The sequence below is a fragment of the Haladaptatus sp. genome (assembly GCF_049589095.1).
Lineage (GTDB): Archaea > Halobacteriota > Halobacteria > Halobacteriales > Haladaptataceae > Haladaptatus.
Genome location: NZ_JBAWAC010000126.1, coordinates 1 through 2814 on the forward strand (window position 1 = coordinate 1; position 2814 = coordinate 2814).

General features: G+C 61.3%; 4 protein-coding genes. 2 read left to right on the forward strand and 2 right to left on the reverse strand.

Going from position 1 to position 2814, the window contains the following annotated elements; translation table 11 throughout:
• Positions 1–55 precede the first annotated feature (55 nt).
• The gene (locus tag WBV42_RS04335; RefSeq protein ID WP_423984940.1) at positions 56–442 is read right to left on the reverse strand and encodes a hypothetical protein; all 387 of its coding nucleotides are present in this window, start codon (positions 440–442) and stop codon (positions 56–58) included.
• Entirely contained in the window at positions 435–1223 is a 789-nt protein-coding gene (locus tag WBV42_RS04340; RefSeq protein ID WP_423984941.1) for a DUF7344 domain-containing protein, read from the reverse strand. Before WBV42_RS04340 ends, WBV42_RS04335 begins: the two co-directional genes overlap by 8 nt.
• 152 nt (positions 1224–1375) lie before the next feature.
• On the opposite strand from WBV42_RS04340, the gene WBV42_RS04345 reads away from it, so the two are divergent.
• Together WBV42_RS04345 and WBV42_RS04350 are read left to right on the forward strand one after the other, a co-directional pair.
• Positions 1376–1552 carry a hypothetical protein gene (locus WBV42_RS04345; RefSeq protein WP_423984942.1) on the forward strand — a complete coding sequence of 59 codons (177 nt, stop codon included), beginning with the start codon at positions 1376–1378 and terminating at the stop codon, positions 1550–1552.
• The coding region (locus tag WBV42_RS04350) for an OFA family MFS transporter (protein ID WP_423984943.1) at positions 1542–2814 on the forward strand (1273 nt) is incomplete at its 3' end. The genes WBV42_RS04345 and WBV42_RS04350, both read left to right, overlap by 11 nt.

Below are 2814 nucleotides of genomic sequence, written 5' to 3' on the forward strand. Positions count from 1 at the left end.
AGATCAAAAACACGGTCATGGTCGGTCGGGGTGCCGAAGAAGAAGGGAAGTAATCTCAGTCGTCGTGCCGGTGTTCGTCGAAGCCATAGATGGTCGTGTCCATGGAATCGTGGCCGTCCGTCGGCGACGAGCGAACGTCGTGGCGCATGATGGCGTAGAAGAGTAGTCCAAGCCCTATCGACAACAGCACGCCTTCGCTCGATTGGAGCAACAAGCGTTCGGTACCGTTCAGGAAGTACTCGCCACGAATACCGAGCCGATACACCGGGTCGACGAGACCGCCGAGAACGATGAATCCGAACCCGATGGTGGAGAGCAGATACGATTTCATTTTCGGGTTCTGATAGTACGCGATGAAGCTCAGCGTCATCAGGAGACTACTCATGACGAACAGCAGCGTGTTGGCGAAGATGAACGCCCACAGTTCCAGCGGTCTAGCCATGATGCGGGTCTCTCCAGAAACTCGGCCAGTCGAGCGAGGTACCCGTTCCCCCACCCGCCTCCTGATAGGATGTCAACAACCCGTCGAAGAATCCATCGAGCCTGCTCACGAGACGGTTGTCCGGTTCGTTGAAGATCGTCACGACCCGTTCGAGCGCGGGATTGCCGGCGTACGCAACCCGACCGGATTCGGGGTTGTATCGCACGATGTCGGCCGCCGCGAGCATCGGGAGATGGACGTGGGTCAGGGACAGCAGGATTTCGTCGAGCGTCGATCGATCCGGTTCCTCCGCACCGTTTTCGTATCGAGCGATTCGACGGGCGAGGACCGAGCGCGACATCGCGGTTCGGGTCTGCCAGTTGTCACGGAGGAGAGAAAGGAGATACCGGCGGCGTCGGTCCGACAAGCCGAACAGGACGTCATCGACCCCCGCTTCCTCGGTTTCGAGGAGCTGTCGGAATCGCGGGTCGGCAAGCGCGCGGTGGTCCGTCGTGGTTACGGTTCCGGTCCCCTCGTTCCAGCCGACGAGACCGCTATTCCGTAACACCGGGAGTTGCTTGTGGTGGAGGTCGAGACGGACGGCCTGCACGGCTTCCTCCGAGACGCCCGTTACCGGAGTTCTTTCCTCGGTCGCCGCGAGGAGACGGGCGAGTTCCCGCTCGTCCGTTGCCGTCGTTCGGTCGAGCAGTATCGTGAGAATCGACCGTCTGCGGTCGGTTTCAACCGCAGTGAACATCGGATGTTGGCCCTCGGGTTCCATCGGGCGGTTTTGTTTCTCCATCGTTCGTCCCTACTCGCTGGGGAGGGTATAGACAGAGCGGCTAATAGCAGAGCCTCGGAATACGCAAGGTAGACGTCCCATACCGGTTTCGAGGGACTGGTTAGAGTTGTCTCGATCGTAGCACACCTCCTGGAGCGTTCGAGAGATAGTCAATGGCAAAAAACTTAGTTGCCACGTCATCGGTCATCGGCACCGTGAGCGGTGGCTTCATCGTTGGGGAACCGTCACCGCGTATCTCCGCCGTAACGCGTATCACGCTCGTCGTCGTGGTGGTGGCGTACAGCTGGTGGAGTGCGTATCAGGATTCGACATCGAGCGATGATATCTGAAACGGAGGGAAGCGACGTTTCGACGCGAGCGCGGGACATACTGGGGTTTTCGCGGTGGTGGCAGATCGTGGCTGGCGTCGTCATGATGGGATTGGTCAGCCCGTACCAGTACATGTGGTCGTCGGTGCAGGGACCGCTGGCGCGGGACCTCGGAATCCCGCTGTCAGCCCTCGGAGCGGTGTTCAGCCTGTACGTGTTCTTCCAAGCCGGGTCGCAGTTCCCCGCAGGGTGGTGGCGGGACAACCACGGACCACGACCGATGGCCGTTCTGGCGGGCGTGCTCGCCGGGATCGGGTACGTCGGACTGACGTTCGCCACGGAACTGTGGCAGGTATATCTGCTCTACTCGCTGGGGGCCATCGGAACCGGAATGGTGTACACGGTCGCCATCAACACCGCCCTCAAGTGGTTTCCAGATCGACGTGGGATCACCACCGGTGCGGGTTCGATGGCGTTCACCGCGGGGAGCGCGTTGTTCGTCCCCTACATTCGGTTCCAATCGGCTTCCGGTGCGTTTCTGTCGGGGCTTCGAACCATCGGCTTGCTCGTCGGAATCGGCGTCATCGCGTGTGCGCTCGTCCTTCGTGATCCCCCGAAGGATTGGCTGGACGACGACGGTAGTAAGGACGATGACGAGGGTGATGAAAACGAAGACGCTGACAACGACGGCGGTGAGGATGAAGTTCACAGGGATTTCGTCGATGACGCCCGCGACGAAGGATCGGAAACGGCGAGCGAGTGGACCGGAATCGGAACGGGTCGTCAATACACGTGGCGCGAAGTCGTCCGGACGTGGCAGTTCTGGACGATGTATGCCCTATTCGTCGGGATTTCCGGGGCGGGGCTGATGCTCACGGCGAACCTCATTCCGTTCGCGGACCAGTTCGGCTTCGCCGCGCTGCTGGTGACGCTGACGGCGACTATCCTCCCCGTCGCGGACGCCATCGGCGAACTCGTCGTCGGCGGGATTTCGGACCGTGTCAGTCGGGAGCGATTGATGACGGTGACGTTCTCGCTCTGCGGAATCGGACTCCTGTCGCTCGTCGGCACGGGAGCGGTCGGATCGTCGCTCGGATTCCTCCTCGCCCTCGTCGTGGCGGCCGGTTTGGAGGGATCACAGTACACGCTGTTTCCGAGCCTCGTCGCCGATTACTACGGGGAACGCCACTCCTCGGCGAACTACGCCGTCCTCTATTCGGCGAAGATACTGGGGGGCGTCTTCGGCGGGGTGGTCGCCGGTTGGCTGGCCGGATTCGCGGGAT

Excerpts from the sequence above, each read along its gene's own strand:
- WBV42_RS04340 (WP_423984941.1), bottom strand. The coding sequence starts at position 1,223 with ATGGAGAAACAAAACCGCCCGATGGAACCCGAGGGCCAACATCCGATG.
- WBV42_RS04335 (WP_423984940.1), bottom strand. The coding sequence starts at position 442 with ATGGCTAGACCGCTGGAACTGTGGGCGTTCATCTTCGCCAACACGCTG.
- WBV42_RS04345 (WP_423984942.1), top strand. The coding sequence starts at position 1,376 with ATGGCAAAAAACTTAGTTGCCACGTCATCGGTCATCGGCACCGTGAGC.